The sequence below is a fragment of the Aquitalea aquatica genome, assembly GCF_013911085.1.
GTDB lineage: Bacteria > Pseudomonadota > Gammaproteobacteria > Burkholderiales > Chromobacteriaceae > Aquitalea > Aquitalea aquatica.
In genome coordinates this window covers 273,414-291,462 of the sequence record NZ_JACERN010000022.1, presented here as the reverse complement: position 1 = coordinate 291,462, position 18,049 = coordinate 273,414, and the positions used below count along the sequence as shown (strand labels likewise).

The following is an 18,049-nucleotide window of genomic DNA, read 5'->3' as shown; positions in this document are numbered from 1 at the left end:
GGGTCGTGATGTTTCAAGAGGGGGACAGGCAAAAACTTACCCGCCCCTGCCTGCATCAGGCGTAAAGTTCAGCGAGAAGAGTCGTCACGCCGCAACACCATCCAGCGCGGGGTCTTGAAGCGGACGATCATGCGGTACAGACGTAGGTAGGCCAGCACAAACAGCAACACCAGTAGCATCAGTACCCAAGTGTTACTCCAGAACAGCATGGCTGGCACTACTGAAAAAGAGGCCAGAACCCACAGATAAGGTGAAGTCATGCTATTACGCTGAGTCAGGTGACGGGCCTCTTTTGAGCCGACCATCCACAACACCATGCGCTTGTACACCATCTGATGCAGATGCAAGGCATCCGGATAGCCCACTGCCCGTCCCTGCAAGAACTTGCGCCGGTAAATGGAGAAAATCGTTTCGAAAACCGGATAAATCACACACAACAAGGGAAACCAAGGCGAAACAGCCGTATTGCGCGCCACCAGTAGTACAGAAAGTTCGGCAATCATGAAGCCAATCAGATAGGCACCACCATCTCCGGCAAAAATCAGCCCGCGCGGAAAATTCCAGAACAAAAAGCCCAGAATCGCCCCCACCATGGCAAAGCATACACTCATCAACACAATGTCATGCACCTTGAAGCAGACATAGGCAATGGCCAGAAAAATGAACACCGCCACCATGCCCGACAGGCCGTTATAGCCGTCGATGATATTGACAGCGTGGGCTACTCCACCCACGGCCACCATGGTCAGCAGCAGCGATATAAGCCAGTAGTGCTGTAACAACCGATCCAGAAATGGCAAGTCAAGCCTCCACAAGCCGGCATGAATCAGGAAATAGCCCAGTCCAGCAGCGATAAATGTAGCCAGCAGACGTGGCAGGGGGCCAACTTTCTTGGTCAGGTCTTCGATAAATCCGGCTGCAAAAGCTGGCAAAGCTGACAACAACAACAACAAAACCCAACCGGTGGTATTCAAAAAACCAGATAACGCACAACCAGCTACCAAACCAAGCATGATAGGCAAGCCACCAATGCGGGGAACCGGCGTGGCATGGAATTTCTGCACGCCAGTGACGTCACCATCGCTAGAAAAACGTGCGTGCAAATGCGCATACCGAATCAGCAGCAGCCCGGTAGTAAAAGAAACAATCAGTGCTAGCAAGAGAATCTGCAACATGGGGCATCAAGGCCTGAATGGGCGTGGAATCGGAATAATCGGGCCGACCCGCCGCAGTCGCAAGACTGTACAGCGAGAAGCCGGGCAATTTTGTCTTATAATGTCGGCCTTGCAGACGAGCACTGTGCACTTGCCCGCAGCGGGCTACTTTACCATGGCCCCGCGCCAAGCAAAAACCACTTACTTATTGGAATTGTTAAATGATATTGGTGACTGGCGGTGCCGGCTTCATTGGAGCCAACTTTGTTCTGGACTGGCTGAATGGCAATAACGAAGGTGTGATCAACCTGGACAAGCTGACTTACGCCGGCAATCTGCAAACCCTCGCCAGCCTGGAAAACGACCCGCGCCATGTATTTGTTCAGGGCGATATCGGCGATCGCGAAGTGGTAAGTCGACTGCTGCAACAACATCAGGTGCGCGCCGTCATCAACTTTGCGGCGGAAAGCCATGTTGATCGCTCCATTCACGGCCCGGGCGACTTCATCCAGACCAATGTCGTGGGCACCTTCAACCTGCTGGAAGCGGTGCGCGCTTACTGGAATGGTCTGAAAGGCGAGGCCAAGGCTGCCTTCCGCTTCCTGCATGTTTCCACTGACGAGGTGTACGGCACGCTGTCCGCCAGCGACGCACCATTCAGCGAAAGCAACAGTTACGAACCCAACAGCCCCTACTCCGCCAGCAAGGCTGCGTCGGACCACCTGGTACGTGCCTGGCACCACACTTATGGCCTGCCGGTCCTCACCACCAACTGCAGCAACAACTACGGCCCCTATCATTTCCCGGAAAAGCTGATTCCGCTGGTCATCCTGAATGCGCTGGCCGGCAAGCCCTTGCCCATTTACGGTGACGGCCAGCAAATCCGCGACTGGCTGTATGTGAAAGACCATTGCAGCGCCATCCGCACCGTGCTGGCGCAAGGTCGCCTGGGTGAAACCTATAATGTTGGCGGCTGGAACGAAAAAGCCAATCTGGATGTGGTGCACACCATTTGCGCCATTCTGGATACACTGCGCCCCAAGGCCGATGGCACAGGCTATGCCGAGCAGATCACCTATGTGCAGGACCGCCCCGGCCACGACCGCCGCTATGCGATTGATGCACGCAAGCTGGAACGCGAGCTGGGCTGGAAACCGGCAGAAACCTTTGAAAGCGGCATCCGCAAGACCGTAGAGTGGTACCTGGATAATCAGGACTGGGTCAGCAACGTCACCAGCGGCAATTATCGTCAATGGCTGGAACAACACTACGGGCACAAGGCATGAGCCGCATCCTGATTACCGGCATCAATGGCCAGCTGGGCTTCGAGCTGCGCCGCTCGCTGGCCATGCTGGGCAAGTGCATCTGCCTGGATCGCCAGCAACTGGACCTGTCTCGCCCGGCTGACATTGCTGCCGTGCTGGACCAATACCAACCGGACATCATCGTCAACCCGGCAGCCTACACCGCCGTTGACAAGGCAGAAAGTGACGACGAACTGGCACATGCGGTGAATGCCGCCGCACCGGCAGCCATGGCAGGCTGGACCGGGGCAAAGAATGCCTTGCTGCTGCACTACTCCACCGACTATGTATTTGATGGTGACAAGGCCATGCCTTATGAAGAGGACGATGCCACCAGCCCGCAATCGGTATATGGCCGGAGCAAATGCCAGGGTGAACAGGCCATCCGTGCTAGTGGTGCAGACCACATCATCCTGCGCACCAGCTGGGTGGTGGGGGCACATGGCAGCAATTTCCTCAAGACCATCATGCGGCTGGCGCGCGAACGCGACAGCCTGAATGTGGTAGCCGACCAGATTGGCGCGCCCACACCCGCTGCGCTGATTGCCGATGTGACCGCCCACATCATCAAACAGTGGCAAACCGGCAAGGACAAGCAGTTGCTCGGCACCTACCACCTGAGTAGCAGCGGCAGCACCAGCTGGCATGGCTATACCGAATACTTGCTTGCACTGGCGGAGCGTTACGGTGTCGCACTACAACTGAAGCCGGAGAACCTGCACGCCATTCCCAGCAGCGCCTACCCGACCCCAGCGAAACGCCCCGGCAACTCCAGGCTAAATTGCAGTAAAATCGAGCACAATTTCAGTCTGACCATGCCTGCATGGCAGGATGGCGTGGAACAGGTGTTCCAGCAGATCTTCAATTCCTGATCCGGGGTCCATCATCATGAAACGCAAAGGCATCATCCTTGCGGGAGGCAGCGGAACCCGCCTGTACCCCGCCACACTGGCGGTCAGCAAGCAATTGCTGCCAATCTATGACAAGCCAATGATCTACTACCCGCTCAGCACCCTGATGCTGGCCGGGATTCGCGACATCCTGATTATCTCCACCCCGCAGGACACCCCACGCTTCGAACAGTTGCTGGGCGATGGCAGCCAGTGGGGCATCAACCTGCAATACGCAGTACAACCCAGCCCGGACGGACTGGCACAGGCCTTCATCATTGGCGAAGACTTCCTGGCAGGCGCGCCCTCGGCGCTGGTACTGGGCGACAATATCTTCCACGGCCATGACTTCCCCAAACTGCTGAAATCGGCCAACGCCAAGCAGCAAGGTGCCAGCGTGTTTGCCTACCACGTACAGGACCCGGAGCGCTACGGCGTGGTGAAGTTCGATGACCAGGGTAAAGCCTTGTCCATCGAGGAAAAACCAGCCATCCCGAAATCCAACTATGCCGTGACCGGTCTGTACTTCTACGACCAGCAGGTTGTCGACATCGCCAAGTCCATCCGCCCCTCAGCACGCGGCGAGCTGGAAATCACCGACGTCAACAACCACTATCTGCAACAAGGCCAGCTGGATGTACAAACTATGGGCCGTGGCTATGCCTGGCTGGATACCGGCACCCACGAATCCATGCTGGAAGCCAGCCAGTTCATTGCCACCATCGAAAGTCGCCAAGGCCTGAAAATTGCTTGCCTTGAGGAAATTGCCTACGTGCAGCACTGGATTGATGCAGCCCGGCTAGAGCAGCTGGCGCAACCGCTGAAAAAGAATGCCTACGGGCAATATCTGTTGCAGCTGCTGAAGTAAGAAAGCAAGCCATTCATGAAAATCATCGATACCGCCATTGCGGACGTCAAAATCATAGAACCAGCTGTATTTGGCGACGAGCGTGGCTTTTTCTTCGAAAGTTTCAATCAGAAGCGTTTTGAGGAGGCCATTGGGCGCAAGGTGGAATTTGTCCAGGACAACCACAGCCGCTCTGCCAAAGGTGTGTTGCGCGGGCTGCACTACCAAATGCCACCGTTTGCACAAAGTAAGCTGGTGCGCTGCACGCTGGGGGAAGTATATGACGTTGCAGTGGATATCCGCCGCAGCTCACCCACCTTTGGCCAGTCAGTCATGGTGATCTTGAGCGAAAGCAATAAACGACAAATATGGATACCCCAGGGATTTGCCCACGGCTTTCTCACAGTGAGTGAAGTTGCCGAAATTCAATATAAAACAGACGACTACTGGAATGCCCAGTCTGAACGTAGTATTTTGTGGTCCGATGCGCAGTTAGCTATTTCATGGCCACTGCAAGGCCAGCCCATTCTATCAATCAAAGACGAACAAGCTGGATTGTTCAGTCTGGCAGATACTTTTGCATAATTCCGCAATGACAAGACAAGTAAGCATCACAGCCTCTCTGGTGCTATTTCAAAATCCGAAAGATCAGATTACAGCTTTGCTGCATTCTGTGCAAAACAGCAACAGGAAAATTGATTTAATCATTATTGATAATTCTCCGACAAACGAACTGGAAAAAATATGCTCTGCGCATGAATATCATTTTGTCGGGGAAAATATTGGATTCGGAAAAGGACATAATCTTGCTATCAAATCACTACGTAGTGATTTTCACATCCTCTTGAATCCAGACATCACTTTTGAATCAAATTTAGTGAATCTGCTTATCATGCCGATGATAGAGGATCCATCAGTAGTAGGATGCAGCCCCAAAGTTCTTTATCCAGATGGCCGCCTACAACGGCTGACCAAGTTGTTACCCACACCTATCAATTTGCTTGCCCGGCGCTTTCTGCCCCCGTTAAGCAAAATGTTAGATTATGACTATGAAATGCAGTGGCTGGATCCAGACAAACCTTTTGAGCTTTCTAATGCAAGTGGTTGTCTTTTTGCTTTTCGTACAGATGTTTTCCAAAAACTAAACGGCTTTGATGAGCGATTTTTTATGTACATGGAAGACATTGATTTAAGTAGAAGAATGGCTGAAATAGGACGACTGCGATACATCCCGCAAGCAGAAGTAGTCCACATTCACGCCAAAGAGTCATATAAAAACAAAAAATTATTACTCATTCACTTAAAATCTGCATGGGTATATTTCAACAAATGGGGTTGGTTTTTTGATAAAAAAAGAAATTTATGCAACAAAAAAACATTAGCGCAAAAAACTACTGCAAATATTGGATAAACCATGCATAAAAAAGTTGAGCGAATCAAAAAAAATCGTTCGCAAATGATAACACTTTCTGAAAACAATACACCATTGCTGCGCAGAGGAAGACGCCGTGTTGGGCAACTATTAAAGACAAAATCTATTCCTCATGTATTGGCATATTGCATTGATCGTGCAGTAGCCATCGGAGTCCGGGTTACCAAAACCAAGATCATCATTCCCAGCTCTATTAAAATAAAGAGAAAACTCGGCATTCGCACACCATTGACAACAGCAATGGAAAAGGAAAGCAATCAAATCAGTTACAGCCTAAAAATATCAGGAGGCTTAGGCGACTCTATCATGATTGCACGCATGGTTCGTGATTTACAACAAGAGCTAGGAAACAGTTCCATTTTCGATGTTTATTTTCACTCTCCTGACTCGATAAAAGCTTTCTTTTGCCATATTCCAGGCTTTAGAAATGTATTGAATGTGGAAGCCTTCCCGGCCACTCAAAAATTTTATACATTTTCGCTAAACGTAAACCAATATGTCACATTTTGTCATGTGAGCCAATTTGAAGATAAAAATCTAACGCATGGCATGCAGCTACATAGCATGATTAAACATGCCGCTCTGGCAAACAAGAGTATCGAGAAATACATCCTGACCCATCCATCGCTGGATGGAGAGTTCTCCGACATCGCAACGCAAGAAGGGCATAGACGCTACCAGTACCTGCACGAGATGCTGGGGATTCCCTATGGCGGACATCAGCTTCAACTTGATCTGTCGCCAGAAGTCATTGCCCAACAAGGCCTCAGTAAAAAAACCTATATCACTATCCATGATGGCTGGGATACCAAGTTCAAGCTGGTCGCGCATCGTCCAACCAAATCCATGCCCCTACCCACTTTGGAAGCGATTGTCAGGCAGATAAAAGAAAAAAGACCCGATTTGATCATTGTGCAACTAGGTGGAGATACCGGAGGAGATATCAACGGTGTCGATATCAATCTGAAGGGAAAGCTTTCATTCAAAGAGTCCATGTCTATCCTGGCCGGCTCTCGCTTGCATATGGATACGGAGTCCGGCTTGGTGCATGTAGGTATTTCACTAGGGGTAAAGAGCGTGGTCATGTTTGGCCCTACCAATCTGGACTGGTTCGGCTATCCAGAAAACATCAATATTGGCCCCAAAGAGTGTGGAAATTGCTGGTGGGCGACCGATACCTGGATGGATGCCTGCCCTGCTGGTTATGACATTCCTCCCTGTACTGCCAGCATTAGCGCAGGAGATGTCGTAGCTGCGGTAGTGGCAGAATTACAATAAAATTGTGCACACTGAATTCCCCCATCACCAATATCTATCACCAAACAGGCGTATTTATGTTTAGCAATGCTATTGAAGACATCAAGGATGCTTATCACTCCCGGCACTTATGGCTGGCATTGGGGTGGCAAGATATTCGGCTACGCTATCGTAGATCAAAGATCGGCCCATTCTGGATTACCATCAGCATGGCTATTACCATTGCCGCTATGGGCCCGCTATATGGCATGCTATTCAAGAATGATCTCAACACCTTTATCCCCCGGCTTACCCTTGGGCTTATCCTATGGGGATATATGTCTGGCATGATGAATGATTTCAGCGACAGTTTTGCTGGCTCGGCCCACTACATCAGGCAAATGAAGCTACCGATGAGTCTGTTCATTTTCCGCATCATGTGGCGCCACACCATCATCATGGCACATAATCTGGTTATTTTTGTTATTGAGCTATTCCTGCTCCCCATCCAGCTTAACTGGCATGACCTGCTATTCATCCCTGGCATTGTTCTGGTGGCAGCAAACCTGTTCTGGATAGGCGTGCTCGCAGGTATTTTCTGTACGCGCTTTCGCGATATGCAGCCTATCGTCAGCAACCTGATCTCATTACTGTTTTTTGTTACACCGATTCTGTGGAATGTGGACCAACTCTCCCCCACAAAGCAGCATCTCATTTATTTGAACCCGTTTACCGGTTTTCTGGAAATTACCCGCCAGCCGTTATTAGGGCAGTTTCCTGCGCCATGGATTTGGGGATTTGCCATCGCCACCCTTGTGGTGGGCACTATCATTGCCCTAGCCCTATTCAGCCGCTACAAGCACAGAATTGCCTACTGGATTTAGAAAATAGCCATGCATATCTTTTTCAAAGACGTTACTGTCCGCTTTCCCATTTATGATGCCAAGCAGCGTTCGTTTCGCCAGACTCTGTTGTCTGCCGCCACTGGTGGCAACATCAACCATGACAGCAAGATCACCATGGTGGAGTCACTGAAGGGCATCAACCTGGACATCCGCAAGGGTGACCGCGTCGCTCTGATCGGCCACAATGGCTCAGGCAAAACTACGCTGTTGCGTGTCATGGCTGGCGTATACAAACCGGATATCGGCCATGTCGATATTCAGGGCAAGGTGACCAGCCTGCTGGACTCCCAACTGGGGATGGACCCTGAAGCAACCGGTTTTGAAAACATGCGTTTGCGTGGCCTGTTTTTGGGGCTAAAACCAAACCAGATTGAAGGAAAGATTGATGAGATTGCAGAGTTCAGCGAACTGGGTGATTTTCTCAATATGCCGGTACGTACCTATTCCAGTGGGATGGTACTGCGTTTGGCCTTTGCCATCTCCACCTGTATCCAGCCAGAAATCCTGTTGATGGACGAATGGATTAGCGTAGGGGATGAGAGCTTCAAGCACAAGGCAGAAAAGCGCCTGCATGAATTTGTAGATAATGCCGGGATCTTGATTTTCGCATCACATGATCATGAACTAACAAACCGTGTTTGTAATAAAAAAATACATTTAGAACATGGCAAAATTATCAATATTGAATAATTACTTAAGCGAAAAATTACAACCGCCTAATTATTGGAATGAAATACTTTTCAAACATACAATTCAATATAGACTATATTAATATATGACAACCAATTCAAAATTAGTAGCACTTAAAAAAAAGCAACAATTAATCATTAATCCAGGACATTCAATAATAAACAAAATTAAAAGCCGCTACCTAGCTTTACGTCTTAAAAAAAGTAGAATACAGACACTCACACATATAACAAGGTTAACAATCGCCAGTTTAATCAAAAAATTTGATATTAATAAAAAGATTAAAAAACCAAACGGTAAAGAGAAAATTTTTAGTGTTCGCATTACAGGCGGAATTGGCGATGCCGTCATTATCGCAAGGCTTGTTAATGATCTTACAAAGCAACTAAAAGATCATACGTTCGATATTTATTTTCAATCACCTGATATCGTTGAGCCCTTTTTCAGAAAGATCAAAGGATTTAGATCGGTTCTGCACATTTCCGCTTATGAAGACACAAGACAATACTATCAATTCTCCTTGATTGCGAATCAATATGTACATTTTGACATGAAGGGAACTAATTTAAAAAAAATAACACAATGCGAGCCAAGCATACTAAAAATGTATGCCCATTCTGAAGCAATAAAAGCGAAATATATTAGATTCATTAAAAGCCACCCTTACTTGGATGGCGCATTTGCCGATATTCTTGTTGAAACTGGGATTCGTCGGTATGAATTCCTTCACCAAACACTAGGCATCACTTACAGTGGCAATGCATTACCTATTGAAATTACAGCCAGCCTACCTACCGAATTAATTGGAAAAAAATACATTACTATCCACGACGGATGGGATAGCAACTTTCCATTGTCTTCAGCAAGGCCAACTAAAGCTGTCCCTACTGAGAAATGGAATGAAATAACCAAGAAGCTGAAGAAATCGCATCCAGAATTAACAATTGTACAGCTAGGGGGAAATACTGGCAGTACAATCGAAAATATAGATATTAATCTGAAAGATAAAATAAGCTTTGCCGAATCCACAGCAATCATTGCAGGGGCATCATTACATCTGGATGCCGAGTCGGGATTGGTACATATAGCCTCAGCCTTGAATGTCAAGTGCCTAGTCATATTCGGGCCGACCAATGTAGAATGGTTTTCATATCCGGAAAATATTAACATCGCTCCCAACCAATGTGGCAATTGTTGGTGGACTACGACTACGTGGATGGAAAAATGTTTAGAAAATCACGAAGTTCCTATCTGCACAAAAAAAACTGATTCTAATAAAATTGCCCAGCAAGTTATATCTTACATATTCAATCAAAATTAACCAATTGAATTCATAACCTATAAAGTCAAAATGTGCAAAACGAAATAAAACAGTTAACGGGACTTCGTGGAGTTGCTGCCATTGTCGTAGCAATTGCTCATTTCAACTTTTCCTCAATTTCATTCTTCAAATTTATTGCATTCCACAACGAATCAGTAGATCTATTTTTTTGCCTTAGCGCTTTTACACTATGCATTGTTTACAAGCCAGATCATCAATCATTAAATTTTAAAAATTATTTCGCATCACGCTTCGCACGGATTTACCCTCTATACATACTCACTCTTATTGCTTCAACAATTCTTTGTTTTAAATTAAAAATATATGGATTTGATTCTTATACTTTTGAATCTGGCATTTTTGAATTTATTAAGCAGGCGCTATTGATAAACGCCTTACCATTCTTTAGTGGTATTCACTGGAATCCTCCTGCATGGTCATTATCAGTTGAATTTTTTTGCTACTGTTTTATATTTCCTGTTTTTTTTATATTTAAAAATACACCATTAACAACCAATTCCGCCATTAGATTTTTAACAATTTTACTTTTATGTGCAACATCCGCCTATTACACTACTCATTTTTTTAATCCTGATATCTCCACTCCAGGACATCCACCAGCCAATATCACTGTCCATTCGGCACTGATTATTCGTGGAGTATTATTATTTACAGCCGGATGGCTGACTTATGAATCTTTCACAAAAAGGGACTGGCTATTTATTGCAAGCCAAAAATATAAAAATTGCATTTTTACTTTAATAGTAATTATTTTAATAGCAAAATATTTAAACAAAATCCCCGGTTCTGTATTATTTTTTCTTTGGCCAATATTAATACTCACTTTATTGGATGAGCAATTCTGGCTTTCAAAATTTTTATCAACAAGATTGATGCATCAAGTAGGATTAATTTCATACTCAGTATATCTTTGGCACTTTCCAATTAAACTTATCATAGAGCACTACCACTTACAATCAAAGATAAGGCTTGCCATTTTCATCCCAAGCGTGCTGACACTAACAATAGTAGTGTCTATAATATCTTACTACTTATTTGAAAAAACTCAGCGAGACAAATTAAAGCATTTCCTTCAAAATATATGAAAACGAATTATTACCAATTAGATGGCTTGCGTGGCATTGCAATTTTGATGACCATATTTACACATGCAAGCTTTGGAATGATGGGAGTTTTATCAATCACTCCCCTCTTTCAACAATCGAAAAATGAAATAATATTACCGGATTACATTAGACACATTGGCGACCAATCAGGCCATGGCGTTCAGCTATTTTTTATTATTAGTGCTATTTCGTTGGTATTTAGTCTATCCAGCAACACTTCATTTCACCTAAAACACTACTTAACAAAGCGTTTTTTTAGAATAGCCCCAGCATTTTATATTGGCATAATATACTACTTAGCAATTCTCGGATTTAAAAGTCGTCAATTTGCACCGAACGGAATATCAGCCAGTGACATATTAGTCACTTTGTCATTTTTTCACATCTGGTCGAGTAAAGCATATAATGCTGTAGTACCCGGCGGCTGGTCCATTAGTAACGAGGTGATGTTTTATGTACTACTACCAACGATGCTATGCATAATAAAAAAATCTCGTATTTCTTTTATACTATTAACAATAGTGAGTTATGCATACGCGCAGTTAAATTACATATGGATTTCAAATAACGCACAATGGAGTGCATTTCAATACTTCAACTTCACAAATCAACTGCCCGTATTCATGACTGGATTGCTCTTGGGCCACACCCTTTTTAATTTGAATATTACAAAATTCAAATCACCATTCATTTTAATAAAGTACTCTAAATCCTTATCAATAATTTTCATATTATTTGCAATTTTAGCATTGCCACAATTTAATATTGATCGTACACTTCAATCTCACTTGGCATTTACCATTATTGCTTGTCTTTCTATATACTTTATTTTTATCAACCCAAGTATTTTATTTACAAACAAAATACTTGTCCACATTGGGAAAGTATCATTTAGTATTTATCTTGCTCATTTTTCTTTGATGAGAATATGCCATCAGCTTGCCAGTATACTTATCCATACTCATGGTATAACTTTTCTTCTTGCATATTTTTTATTATTGTTTACACTTTCATACTTAATAGCCATTGTGACATACCGTATAATTGAGCTTCCATTTATTAAATTTTCACAAAAAATCACTTCATCAACAGCTGCTCAATAATATAGCAATACAGCATGCTGCCTTTTGAGTATTGAAATGAATTTAATCAAAAACAGTCTCTGGAATTTATCTGGTTCTATAATCCCCAGTTTGTTTGCAATTCCAAGCATTGGTTTCATAGCTCGTCGGCTAGGCATTGAGTCATTTGGTATATTTACCATTGCCTTTGCATTTATCGGCTATGCCAGTATGTTTGATGTGGGTATTTCCAGAGCAGCCATTCGCTTGGTCAGCCGCTCGCGACAGAATCGGGATGGATTGATCCTGATTATTGCCACCTCGACTATGGCTGTCATACTGCTCAGTCTAGTGGCGATGGCTGCACTGTTTTTTTCCACTCCCACAATTTGCCATTTCCTGAAAATATCACCAGAGCATCTGGACAATACCATCAGCGCCATACGCCTGCTATGTATCGCCATTCCATTTTTCTTGCTGACTCAGGTATGGACCGCGTATCTGGAAGGGATGGAGTTATTTTCCGAACTTAACATCCAGAAAACCTTAGCCGGTGTAGTAATGGCCTTACTGCCCGCTCTCATGCTGATCATCGGGTCTGGCCTGTATTATGCAATACTAGGTATTCTCTTTTCCCGAATCATTGCAGCTCTAATCAGTTATCTGTTTTGCAAGCGCCACATACCTATTTCCTTTAAGCTTGACCACGCCACACTCAAGGAGTTGCTCAGTTTCGGTGGTTGGCTGACCATCAGCAATATTATCAGCCCCATCATGGTATATATCGACCGCTTTGTGCTATCTAATGCACTGGGAGCAAAGAATGTCGCGTTCTATAGCTCGGCCTCTGAAGCGGTTACCCGACTGCTGATTATTCCCGCTTCCATTGCCAAGGCACTTTTCCCTAGGTTAAGCTTTGATAACCGAATAGAGCAACCCAGCTCGCTTTGGGAAAATTATCACTTCATATTATTCTGTCTTTGCCTCGCAATTGCCCTTCCTATTTTCATATTGTCTGGCTTTATCATGAAAATATGGATGGGTGAGGAATATGTATTGATTGGCACTGAAGCACTTCGGATTTTGTTGATTGGCTTCATCTTTAGCTCCATGGCTCATTTGCCATATGTCGAAATACAAGCACGTGGTCATTCTCATATTACTGCAGCAATTAATGCCATAGAACTACTACCCTACCTATGGCTTCTTTACCTGCTGATAGCTCATTTTGGCGTTATTGGTGCCGCCATCAGCTGGACTTGCCGCATGGTTCTGGATTTCTGTCTGCTCAAACTGGCTGCATTATGGCTGGCGAGTAAGGAGAAAAAGCAACAAGCATCTTGAATGGCTACCTGCATATGCTTAGCCGGTAGCCAGCAAGCATCAACCCGAAATCTGCTATCACGTATCTCTCCCAGCATGACAGTCATTTAACTAACTGATACACTGTTTTGTGTTATATCAGCTCATTTTGTGCATGAAAATAATGGGCTGCTAGACATTAACTTGATTGCCTTCATCAAATTTTCGTTTCGTATTTATTAAAATTTCCAGCTTTTTTTGCAGGTGCATAAAATGAATCTTAAAAATTCAACCATTATGGTGACCGGTGATGTGATGATTGACCGCTACTGGAGTGGTGATAGCCACCGTATTTCTCCAGAAGCTCCCGTGCCTGTAGTGCATATCCAAAAATCACGAGATGTACCTGGTGGTGCGGCCAATGTTGCCATGAATGTTGCAAATCTGGATGTAGCCACCACGCTACTATCTGCTCGTGGTGATGATAGCGATGGGCGTGCACTGGAGTCGCAGCTGCAAGAAAACAAAGTCAGCTGTGCATTTCTTACCGACCCCGCTTTGCAAACAATTGTCAAACTGAGAGTTCTTGCTCGACATCAGCAGGTGGTGCGCCTGGATTTTGAAGAAATACCCGACCATGAAACCCTGTTGCCATTGGTGGATATGTTTGAAAGTCGTATCCATTCCCAGGATGCCGTGATTTTTTCAGACTATGGCAAGGGGGGCTTAGTCCATATCCAGCAAATGATTCAGCTGGCAAGATCGGCAGGAAAACCAGTGCTGATCGACCCAAAAGGTACTGATTACTCCCCCTACCGTGGGGCAACTATTATTACCCCAAACCGGGAGGAGTTTGCTGCCGTTGCAGGCCGCCCACGCGATATGGCCGATTTTGTTCAGCGTGCCTTTAAACTAAGAGATGATCTGCAACTACAAGCCTTACTAGTTACACGATCTGAAGAAGGAATGAGCCTGTTCCTTGGCTCGCAACATATCCATATACCCACTCAAGCCCGTGAAGTATTTGATGTTTCTGGTGCTGGAGATACGGTCATTGCCACGCTGGCTGCTGGTATTGCGTCCGGAATGGGGTTTGAAGAGGCAGCTCACCTGGCTAATCGTGCAGCTGGCATCGTAGTTGGCAAAATGGGAACGTCACCCATCACTATCGAGGAGCTAATGAGCCATGCCTGAGCGTGTCATTGTAACGGGTGGGGCAGGCTTTATTGGCAGTAATATTGTACGCGGATTAAACGCTCGTGGAATTACTGATGTTATTGTTGTAGATGATCTGCAACAAGGTAATAAATTTTGCAATCTTGTTGATTTAAAAATATCTGATTACTTCGATCGTAGAGAATTCTACCAGCGATTTGCTGATGGATACTTTGGTAACGTTGAAGCTATTTTTCATGAGGGTGCTTGTTCCGATTCCATGGAGCATGATGGTGCATTCATGATGGACGTCAACTATCGCTGCAGTCGTGACTTGCTTGGAGCTTGCCAAAAAAATGGCACTCGCCTTTTATATGCATCGAGTGCCGCTACTTACGGCAAGGGCCAAACATTTATCGAGCACCCAGACAATGAGCATCCTTTAAATGTCTATGGCTACTCAAAGCTTTTGATGGATCAAGTAGTAAGACAAGTAGCTAATGTTAAATCTCAAATTGTCGGATTTCGTTATTTCAATGTTTACGGACCTAATGAACAGCATAAGGGCCGTATGGCATCAGTTGCCTTCCACAATTACAATCAATTAAAAGAAGACAAAACTGTAAAACTTTTTGGTGCCTACCTTGATTGTGGCGATGGCGAGCATACACGCGATTTCATTTATATTGATGATGTTGTAGCAGTTAATTTATGGTTTTATGACCACCCGGAAAAGAGTGGCATTTTCAATCTAGGTAGTGGTTATGCGCAACCATTTAATGATGTTGCACTTTCCGTTGTAAATACGTTCCGTAACATTGTTGGTGAGGCTCCTTTAGATCTTGCCAGTTGCGTGAAATCGGGCCTAATTCAATATATTGATTTCCCAGAGTCTTTGGTCGGGAAATACCAAAATTTTACGCAAGCAAACCTATCAAAACTACGTGCCATTGGTTGTGATTATCAATTTCATACCGTACAAACTGGTGTAGCCAAGTATATTAGACATCTGATGAAAGTAAATTCGTAATGAACATCATTATTGAACAAGATTTGAATAAATGGATCAAGCTTGGTGAAGAAGTTTCGAATCAGTTGAGTGTTCCTTTACAACATGCCGCAATGGTACTAAGGGGAGCACTCTCCATGGGAAGAAAGGTATTAAGCTGCGGCAATGGTGGTTCTGCTGGTGATGCACAACATATTGCTTCCGAGCTGGTCAATCGCTTTGAAACTGAAAGAATGGCATTACCAGCTATTTCTCTAGTTCCTGACAGTTCGGTAGTGACTGCCATTGCGAATGACTATGGTTATGAGGTGCTGTTTTCCCGTCAAGTGGAGGCTTTGGGACAATCTGGGGATATATTATTGGCATTTAGCACTTCAGGCAATTCAATCAATGTCATGCGCGCTATTGAAGCGGCTCATCATCGTAATCTGCGTGTGATTGCCTTCACGGGGAAGGATGGTGGTAAGATTGCTAAAATGCTTGGCAAGCAAGATGTGGAAATTCGTGTCCCATCGAATGAAACCGCACGTATCCAGGAAATGCACCTGTTCTCAATCCATAGTTTGTGCAAATACATAGACTTGCACTTTACTGAACAGCAATTCCAGAAACCTGAAAAAATCCAATTTGATCATGCTAGTTTGGCGACACTGACTGCTGGCCTTATGCCTATTGTATTCACCAATGGTGTTTTTGATATTCTGCACCGAGGGCATGTTCACATCTTGCAGCAAGCAAAAAAGCTAGGTGCTTATCTTGTTGTTGGTATTAACAGTGATGCTTCGGTCCGTCGTCTGGGCAAAGGGAGTGACCGCCCTATCAATAGCGAGAATGACCGAGCAGCTTTGATAGCCGCGCTGGAATGTGTTGATTTTGTTACCATTTTTAATGAGGATACGCCTGCGCAATTGATCTCCACAATCAAGCCAGATGTACTTGTCAAAGGCGGAGACTATCAACTTGATCAGATTGCTGGCGCCGATTTTGTAAAGCAGAATGGCGGTATTGTCACAACGATAGCCTTTGAACATGATCGTAGCACCACGCAACTAATTACCAGAATTCGAAATAGTTAATTTTGCAATATCCGCTTATTTTTTTCATAAAAACAAATAAGCCCGCCATCAGGCGGGCTTATTTTCAATTAGCCACTTGCTTAAGGTTTTACCACACCTGCAAATAACTCAGCATCCCCTCCGCTGCCTGGCGGCCTTCGAATACGGCGCGGACCACCAGGTCGGCACCGCGTACCTGGTCGCCGCCAGCGAAGATCTTGGCATGACTGGTCTGGTACTTGAATTTTGATTTTTCCGAGGCGATGGTGCGGCCGTTGGGCTGGCTGCTGATGCCGGCACGGTCAAACCAGCTGGCAGCTTCCACCTGGAAGCCGAAGGCGATGATGACGTGATCGCATTCGATACGCTCTTCGCTGCCCGCTACGATTTCGGCGTTACGACGGCCCTTGGCATCCGGCTCACCCAGGCGGGTTTCAGCCAGGATCACCGCCAGCGCGCCATTGGGTAGCTGTTCGATGCCTACCGGCTGGCTGTTCCAGCGGAACTCCACGCCCTCTTCCTTGGCATTGGCCACTTCGCGCTTGGAACCCGGCATATTGGCTTCGTCGCGGCGGTAGGCGCAGGTGACGCGCTTGGCACCCTGACGGATGGCGGTGCGGTTGCAGTCCATGGCGGTGTCGCCACCACCCAGTACCACCACACGCTTGCCGGCCATGGAAACGGCGGCTTCGCCTGCCGGCAGGGTTTCCATGCACTGACGCACGTTGTTCACCAGATAAGGCAGCGCTTCCAGCACGCCCGGCAGGTCTTCACCGGCAAAGCCACCCTTCATGTACTTGTAGGCTCCCATGCCCATGAACACGGCGTCGTACTGTTCCAGCAGGGCTTCGATTTCGATGTCCTTGCCGATTTCAGTATTCAGCACGAATTCCACACCCATGCCTTGCATGATTTCGCGGCGGCGTTGAACCACTGCCTTTTCCAGCTTGAATTCGGGAATGCCAAAGGTGAGCAGGCCGCCGATTTCTTCGTAGCGGTCGTACACCACCGGCTTCACGCCGTTGCGCACCAGCACGTCGGCACAGGCAAGGCCTGCCGGGCCGGCACCGATGACGGCGACTTTCTTGTCGCTCCAGATCACCTTGGACATGTCCGGACGCCAGCCTGCCTTGTAGGCTTCGTCGGTGATGTATTTTTCGATGCTGCCGATGGTGACGGCACCAAAACCACCCTGATTCAGCGTGCAGGCGCCTTCACACAGACGGTCTTGCGGGCAGACGCGGCCACAGATTTCCGGCAGGCTGTTGGTCTTGTGCGACATTTCGGCCGCTTCGAACAACTTGCCTTCGTCCACCAGCTTCAGCCAGTTGGGGATGTAATTGTGTACCGGGCATTCCCATTCGCAATAGGGATTGCCACAGGACAGGCAGCGCCCGGCCTGTTCGGCTGCATCCACCTGGTGCAGCGGCTGGTAGATTTCCTTGAACTCAATCTTGCGCACCGCAGCTTCGACTTTTTCGCCGGGGTTGCGGGAGAGCTTCATGAACTGGAATACGTCACTCATGATCGTTTCCTGACTGCGGGTCCGGCCGTATAGGGC

At 46.3% G+C, this 18,049-nt stretch carries 17 protein-coding genes and 1 pseudogene; 16 read left to right on the top strand and 2 right to left on the bottom strand.

Translation table 11 applies throughout. The features are described 5' to 3' along the window. Positions 1-68: 68 nt before the first annotated feature. Positions 69-1,175: an MraY family glycosyltransferase gene (locus H2Z84_RS07185; protein WP_181835371.1), complete on the bottom strand. Its 1,107-nt coding sequence runs from the start codon at positions 1,173-1,175 to the stop codon at positions 69-71. 200 nt (positions 1,176-1,375) lie between these two features. On the opposite strand from H2Z84_RS07185, the gene rfbB reads away from it, so the two are divergent. From rfbB to rfaE2, 16 genes and pseudogenes are all read left to right on the top strand, one after another. After that, positions 1,376-2,440, top strand: coding sequence for a dTDP-glucose 4,6-dehydratase (gene rfbB / locus H2Z84_RS07180; protein ID WP_181835370.1), 1,065 nt, complete (start codon positions 1,376-1,378; stop codon positions 2,438-2,440). Next, positions 2,437-3,330 carry a dTDP-4-dehydrorhamnose reductase gene (rfbD, locus tag H2Z84_RS07175; RefSeq protein ID WP_181835369.1) on the top strand — a complete coding sequence of 298 codons (894 nt, stop codon included), beginning with the start codon at positions 2,437-2,439 and terminating at the stop codon, positions 3,328-3,330. The genes rfbB and rfbD overlap by 4 nt, the downstream gene beginning before the upstream one ends. A 16-nt stretch (positions 3,331-3,346) precedes the next feature. Next, entirely contained in the window at positions 3,347-4,216 is an 870-nt protein-coding gene (rfbA, locus tag H2Z84_RS07170) for a glucose-1-phosphate thymidylyltransferase RfbA (protein ID WP_181835368.1), read from the top strand. Between the two features lie 15 nt (positions 4,217-4,231). Next, entirely contained in the window at positions 4,232-4,780 is a 549-nt protein-coding gene (rfbC, locus tag H2Z84_RS07165; protein WP_181835367.1) for a dTDP-4-dehydrorhamnose 3,5-epimerase, read from the top strand. A gap of 7 nt (positions 4,781-4,787) precedes the next feature. Then, complete coding sequence (locus H2Z84_RS07160; protein WP_181835366.1) at positions 4,788-5,606, top strand: glycosyltransferase family 2 protein; 819 nt, start codon at positions 4,788-4,790, stop codon at positions 5,604-5,606. Positions 5,607-5,609: 3 nt separating this feature from the next. Continuing rightward, positions 5,610-6,905 (top strand): glycosyltransferase family 9 protein, encoded by a 1,296-nt coding sequence (locus H2Z84_RS07155; protein ID WP_181835365.1) that lies wholly within the window; start codon positions 5,610-5,612, stop codon positions 6,903-6,905. A 56-nt stretch (positions 6,906-6,961) separates the two neighbouring features. Beyond that, on the top strand, positions 6,962-7,747 hold the full coding sequence (locus H2Z84_RS07150; RefSeq protein WP_181835364.1) for an ABC transporter permease: 786 nt from the start codon (positions 6,962-6,964) through the stop codon (positions 7,745-7,747). A 9-nt stretch (positions 7,748-7,756) separates the two neighbouring features. After that, a complete protein-coding gene (locus H2Z84_RS07145) occupies positions 7,757-8,458 on the top strand; it encodes an ABC transporter ATP-binding protein (protein WP_181835363.1) in 702 nt (233 codons plus the stop codon). A gap of 85 nt (positions 8,459-8,543) precedes the next feature. Next, positions 8,544-9,779, top strand: a complete 1,236-nt coding sequence (locus tag H2Z84_RS07140) for a glycosyltransferase family 9 protein (protein WP_181835362.1) — start codon at positions 8,544-8,546, stop codon at positions 9,777-9,779. Between the two features lie 32 nt (positions 9,780-9,811). Then, the gene (locus H2Z84_RS07135; RefSeq protein WP_181835361.1) at positions 9,812-10,885 is read left to right on the top strand and encodes an acyltransferase family protein; all 1,074 of its coding nucleotides are present in this window, start codon (positions 9,812-9,814) and stop codon (positions 10,883-10,885) included. Continuing rightward, on the top strand, positions 10,882-12,009 hold the full coding sequence (locus H2Z84_RS07130) for an acyltransferase family protein (protein WP_181835360.1): 1,128 nt from the start codon (positions 10,882-10,884) through the stop codon (positions 12,007-12,009). Before H2Z84_RS07135 ends, H2Z84_RS07130 begins: the two co-directional genes overlap by 4 nt. Positions 12,010-12,045: 36 nt before the next feature. Next, positions 12,046-13,311, top strand: a complete 1,266-nt coding sequence (locus H2Z84_RS07125) for a flippase (protein ID WP_181835359.1) — start codon at positions 12,046-12,048, stop codon at positions 13,309-13,311. A 231-nt stretch (positions 13,312-13,542) separates the two neighbouring features. Continuing rightward, positions 13,543-14,463: a D-glycero-beta-D-manno-heptose-7-phosphate kinase gene (rfaE1, locus tag H2Z84_RS07120; protein ID WP_181835358.1), complete on the top strand. Its 921-nt coding sequence runs from the start codon at positions 13,543-13,545 to the stop codon at positions 14,461-14,463. Continuing rightward, positions 14,456-15,454: an ADP-glyceromanno-heptose 6-epimerase gene (rfaD, locus tag H2Z84_RS07115; RefSeq protein ID WP_181835357.1), complete on the top strand. Its 999-nt coding sequence runs from the start codon at positions 14,456-14,458 to the stop codon at positions 15,452-15,454. The genes rfaE1 and rfaD overlap by 8 nt, the downstream gene beginning before the upstream one ends. After that, positions 15,454-15,948, top strand: a pseudogene (locus H2Z84_RS21600) (D-sedoheptulose-7-phosphate isomerase); the annotation flags it as partial. The gene rfaD and the pseudogene H2Z84_RS21600, both read left to right, overlap by 1 nt. Before the next feature lie 24 nt (positions 15,949-15,972). After that, positions 15,973-16,509, top strand: coding sequence for a D-glycero-beta-D-manno-heptose 1-phosphate adenylyltransferase (gene rfaE2, locus H2Z84_RS21595; RefSeq protein ID WP_439823298.1), 537 nt, complete (start codon positions 15,973-15,975; stop codon positions 16,507-16,509). 88 nt (positions 16,510-16,597) lie between these two features. Here rfaE2 and H2Z84_RS07105 read toward each other — a convergent pair whose 3' ends face one another. Next, positions 16,598-18,013, bottom strand: coding sequence for an FAD-dependent oxidoreductase (locus H2Z84_RS07105; protein ID WP_181835355.1), 1,416 nt, complete (start codon positions 18,011-18,013; stop codon positions 16,598-16,600). Between the last annotated feature and the right edge of the window lie 36 nt (positions 18,014-18,049).

What these genes read in the sequence shown, in the direction of transcription:
- H2Z84_RS07185 (WP_181835371.1), bottom strand. Translation starts at nt 1,175, where the DNA reads ATGTTGCAGATTCTCTTGCTAGCACTGATTGTTTCTTTTACTACCGGG.
- rfbB (WP_181835370.1), top strand. Translation starts at nt 1,376, where the DNA reads ATGATATTGGTGACTGGCGGTGCCGGCTTCATTGGAGCCAACTTTGTT.
- rfbD (WP_181835369.1), top strand. Translation starts at nt 2,437, where the DNA reads ATGAGCCGCATCCTGATTACCGGCATCAATGGCCAGCTGGGCTTCGAG.
- rfbA (WP_181835368.1), top strand. Translation starts at nt 3,347, where the DNA reads ATGAAACGCAAAGGCATCATCCTTGCGGGAGGCAGCGGAACCCGCCTG.
- rfbC (WP_181835367.1), top strand. Translation starts at nt 4,232, where the DNA reads ATGAAAATCATCGATACCGCCATTGCGGACGTCAAAATCATAGAACCA.
- H2Z84_RS07160 (WP_181835366.1), top strand. Translation starts at nt 4,788, where the DNA reads ATGACAAGACAAGTAAGCATCACAGCCTCTCTGGTGCTATTTCAAAAT.
- H2Z84_RS07155 (WP_181835365.1), top strand. Translation starts at nt 5,610, where the DNA reads ATGCATAAAAAAGTTGAGCGAATCAAAAAAAATCGTTCGCAAATGATA.
- H2Z84_RS07150 (WP_181835364.1), top strand. Translation starts at nt 6,962, where the DNA reads ATGTTTAGCAATGCTATTGAAGACATCAAGGATGCTTATCACTCCCGG.
- H2Z84_RS07145 (WP_181835363.1), top strand. Translation starts at nt 7,757, where the DNA reads ATGCATATCTTTTTCAAAGACGTTACTGTCCGCTTTCCCATTTATGAT.
- H2Z84_RS07140 (WP_181835362.1), top strand. Translation starts at nt 8,544, where the DNA reads ATGACAACCAATTCAAAATTAGTAGCACTTAAAAAAAAGCAACAATTA.
- H2Z84_RS07130 (WP_181835360.1), top strand. Translation starts at nt 10,882, where the DNA reads ATGAAAACGAATTATTACCAATTAGATGGCTTGCGTGGCATTGCAATT.
- H2Z84_RS07125 (WP_181835359.1), top strand. Translation starts at nt 12,046, where the DNA reads ATGAATTTAATCAAAAACAGTCTCTGGAATTTATCTGGTTCTATAATC.
- rfaE1 (WP_181835358.1), top strand. Translation starts at nt 13,543, where the DNA reads ATGAATCTTAAAAATTCAACCATTATGGTGACCGGTGATGTGATGATT.
- rfaD (WP_181835357.1), top strand. Translation starts at nt 14,456, where the DNA reads ATGCCTGAGCGTGTCATTGTAACGGGTGGGGCAGGCTTTATTGGCAGT.
- rfaE2 (WP_439823298.1), top strand. Translation starts at nt 15,973, where the DNA reads ATGCACCTGTTCTCAATCCATAGTTTGTGCAAATACATAGACTTGCAC.
- H2Z84_RS07105 (WP_181835355.1), bottom strand. Translation starts at nt 18,013, where the DNA reads ATGAGTGACGTATTCCAGTTCATGAAGCTCTCCCGCAACCCCGGCGAA.